At 59.7% G+C, this 3,534-nt stretch carries 4 protein-coding genes; 2 read left to right on the top strand and 2 right to left on the bottom strand.

Annotated features, from left to right (window positions below; all coding sequences use genetic code 11):
- The coding region (locus EOA33_RS28485) for a PLP-dependent transferase (RefSeq protein WP_190234395.1) at nt 1–361 on the bottom strand (361 nt) is incomplete at its 3' end.
- A gap of 115 nt (nt 362–476) precedes the next feature.
- Between EOA33_RS28485 and EOA33_RS28480 the strand changes: the two genes are divergently transcribed.
- On the top strand, nt 477–938 hold the full coding sequence (locus EOA33_RS28480; protein ID WP_210212621.1) for an Lrp/AsnC family transcriptional regulator: 462 nt from the start codon (nt 477–479) through the stop codon (nt 936–938).
- Nucleotides 939–1,279: 341 nt separating this feature from the next.
- The gene (locus EOA33_RS28475) at nt 1,280–1,582 is read left to right on the top strand and encodes a hypothetical protein (protein WP_127407154.1); all 303 of its coding nucleotides are present in this window, start codon (nt 1,280–1,282) and stop codon (nt 1,580–1,582) included.
- 81 nt (nt 1,583–1,663) lie between these two features.
- On the opposite strand, the gene EOA33_RS28470 is transcribed toward EOA33_RS28475, so the two are convergent.
- The coding region (locus EOA33_RS28470) for a bifunctional diguanylate cyclase/phosphodiesterase (RefSeq protein WP_145989323.1) at nt 1,664–3,534 on the bottom strand (1,871 nt) is incomplete at its 5' end.

Here is a 3,534-nt window from a genome sequence, read left to right as displayed (position 1 = left end):
GCATGAAGGCGAAGGTGCAGCCGTAGAGCGTGTTGTCGGTGATGATCTCGTCGCCGGGAGACAGGAAGGTCCAGAACACCGAGCAGATGGCGCCCATTCCCGAAGCCAGCGCAACTCCCGCTTCGGCGCCTTCCAGGTCGGCGCAGCGGCGCTCGAGGAGATCGAGCGTCGGGTTCGAGATGCGCGAATAGATGTGCCCCGGCGCCTCGCCGGCAAAGAGTGCGGCTCCTGCCTCGGCGCTGTCGAAGGCATAGGTCGAGGTCAGGTGCAGCGGCGGCGTGAGTGCACCCTCATGCTGCGCCGGATCATGGCCAAGGTGAATGGCGCGGGTGGCAAAACTGGCGGGCTGGCGGGGGTTCATGGCGACCTCATGGCTTGGGACGGCCTGAATCTTTGCATCGAGCGTCTGGCAGGTGCTGCCAAATAATGCCACTATGCCTCACAAAATTGGAATATCACGATTGTCCAATCCGAAAATGAAACAAATAGATGCCAAGGATCGCCAGATCATCCGGGAGCTGCAGCGCGATGGCCGGCTGACCAACCAGGACCTGGCGGCACGCGTGAACCTCTCTCCGTCTCCATGCCTGCGACGGGTGCGCCTGCTTGAAGAGGCTGGCGTAATCGTCGGCTACTCCGCGGATGTCGACACGCGGGCCTGCGGTTTTCAGATCACCGCCTTCATCCGCATCGCCCTGCAACGGCATGAACGCGAGGCCGTCGAGCGTTTCGAGAAGCGCATACATGGCGCGGACGAGATCCTCGACTGCTTCCTGCTAACCGGAGAGGCGGACTATCTCCTGCGTGTCGTCGTGGCGGACCTCGACGAATACGAACATTTCGTCCGCAACCGCCTGCACGGCATTCCGGGCATTGGGTCCATCACGACGAGCCTCGTCTACGGCACCGTCAAGTCGTCCCGGGTCTTCCCTCTATAGCGCCATTGGCGTCAGGTCCCGTCTCGGCTCTGAAGCTGGACGGCAACGAGCATCCACTACCTCGCTCCCTCATTGAGCACTCGCAATTTCGACTGGAGGAGCAAGACAGAAAGTTCGAAAAGCTTCCAGGAACCCCAGCCAGCTATCTGCCCTCCCTTCACGCCTTCGTTGGCTTGGACACCGCCGCAAGCCGGGTGCTATGCGCTTACATTAGCAATCAACGATATATTAACAGCTATGATGCAGCCTTTCCGTATCGGGCGACGGGAACCAACCCTCCCCCATCGACGATCCGGCATCTTATGTGTGCCGCGACGTTCGACCGATGCGGAGCAAAACGCATGAGTGTCGAAACAGCACTGGCGCAGCTGCTGCGCATGATTCACGGGCGGGCTCTGAATTTGGCGACGTTGCCAGACGATGAGAGAGATCTGCACTACGATCGCATCCGCCTGTCATGTTGCGGGGCCGCCGAGCAGATTGGCCAAAGCCCCGACAAGGCAGCCATCACGGCAAACAGCGTGGTCGAATTTACTCGCGCAATGGTCGGGATCATCGAGACAGGCCGCGGGGCAAGCGCTGAGCGAAGCGCCAATCGGCCACGGGGTGAGAGTTCGAAAGTGTGGCCGGGACGGCCGCACTAGGCGTGGTGGCCTTCGCTTTCATAGCGCCGGCTCTCGAAGGTCGACGCTTCACGGAAGTCTAGAATCGGGCCCAGGCTGCGATCAAGCCGAGAGGTTCAGCTTGGACCTGGCCTTGGCCTTGAGGCTGCCTCGCCGCGCAATCAGGTGATTTGTCAGCAATTTCTCGTCGATCGGTTCCGACATGAAAAACCCCTGGGCGCCGTGGCATTGTTCGGCGATCAGGAAAGCCAGTTGTCCTTCGGTTTCCACCCCCTCGGCCATGACAGTCAGGCTGAGAGAGTTGGCCAGCGCGATAATTCCTCCGACAACGTCCTGCTTTTTCCTGGATGATTCCAGATCGTTCAAGAACGATCGATCGATCTTCAGCTGATTGAGGTCGAGATCGGCAAGGTAGCCGAAACTCGAATATCCGGATCCAAAATCATCGAGCGCCAAACTGACCCCGAGATTGCGAATCTTCGACAATGTGTTCAACGCATCTTTGCTTTGGATGAAAACCCCTTCCGTGATTTCCAACTGCAGGCGCGACGGCGGCAATCCCGTTTGCAGCAGCACCTCCGCGAGGTGCACGAAAAATCCATCGTCCTGCAGGGTCTTGCCCGAGACATTGACCGCGCAGATGAAATCGGCGGCGGAAATCGACATCCACTGCACTGCCTGCGCGCAGGCCTTGCTCAGCACGATCTTGTCGATTTCCAGGATCAAATCACTCCGTTCCGCGGTCGGAATGAATGAGTCAGGCAGGCGCACCGTTCCCGAAACGCGGTCGCGCCATCGGACCAGGGCTTCGGCGCCGATCATACGCCCCGTCGCCAATTCGAACTGTGGCTGCCAAACCAAGAAATACTCATCGGCGTTCAGCGCTTGCTTGATCGCCGCCTCCTCGCCCAGCTGCGCATCAATCTGGCTGAGGATAGCAGGCGAGAACGTCACAAAGCCGGACCGTCCTTCCGCCTTCGCGGCATAGAGCGCGCTGTCGGCGTTGCGCAACAAGGTGGAGATATCCGAGCCATGATCCGGGAAAGACGCCATGCCGATGCTGGCGCCGATGCGCACCTGGTGACCGTCCAGATCGGCAAACCGGTTCAGCTGCTCGCGCAGACGATGGCCGAGATCGTCCGAATGCCCGATCGCCATGACGGCGAACTCGTCTCCTCCCAGGCGGACGGCGGCCACTTCGCCTGGCCGTTCGACCGACTGCAAGGTCTCGGCAACGGCCTTCAGCAGCAGATCGCCAATGTGATGACCGAACGTGTCGTTGACGCTCTTGAAGTGATCCAGGTCGATCAGGAACAGCCGGAGCGGCTTGCCGGCCAGCCTTGCCCGCTCCAGCAGCCCGTCCCTGTTGGCGGACATCCAGGCGCGATTCTTCAACTCGGTCGTCGCATCGCGCCAAGCGAGAAATTCGAGCTTGCTGATGGTTTCCCGTCGGCCGATGAGCAGCACGGCGGTTCCGATCGCAAGCGCCGACAATACCGTCAAGGCAAAGGCAATCTGGTAGTTGAACCTGTTGAGGTTCTTCTCGGCCGCATAAAGATCGACGTTAACTTCTTCCCCATATTTGTAGTATTCGTCGTTCATGCGAGCGACGATCTGGTCGAGCTCAATTCCCAGTTCTTTCAGGCTGTTTTCATCGAAAGGCAAGCCGGCCGCAAGGATGGCATCGATCCGCTTCACAGCGTCATTGACCTGCGGCACGATACCGGCGTAGGCAGGGATTTCGCTAATCGTGTCGCCGCCGTCGATCCGCTCGAAACGGATGTAGACCAGATCGTTTGCGGCCGCCAATTGCTCAAGACTTTCAGGCGAACCGCCGGCCAGCTGGGCAAGTGAAACCATATCCCGCAGATGCGTCACGTCGCGTATCGCAATGTGGAACTCGCGAATGGCGAAGAAGCCGAAACGCGGCATCGCGCTCTCTATCTTGCTGACGCTCGTGAACAGCACCGCGA

Origin of the sequence: Mesorhizobium sp. M4A.F.Ca.ET.050.02.1.1 (genome assembly GCF_003997725.1) — a bacterium.
Taxonomy (GTDB): Bacteria; Pseudomonadota; Alphaproteobacteria; order Rhizobiales; family Rhizobiaceae; genus Mesorhizobium.
This window is presented reverse-complemented; position numbering and strand designations above follow the sequence as displayed.

What these genes read in the sequence shown, in the direction of transcription:
- EOA33_RS28480 (WP_210212621.1), top strand. Translation starts at nt 477, where the DNA reads ATGAAACAAATAGATGCCAAGGATCGCCAGATCATCCGGGAGCTGCAG.
- EOA33_RS28475 (WP_127407154.1), top strand. Translation starts at nt 1,280, where the DNA reads ATGAGTGTCGAAACAGCACTGGCGCAGCTGCTGCGCATGATTCACGGG.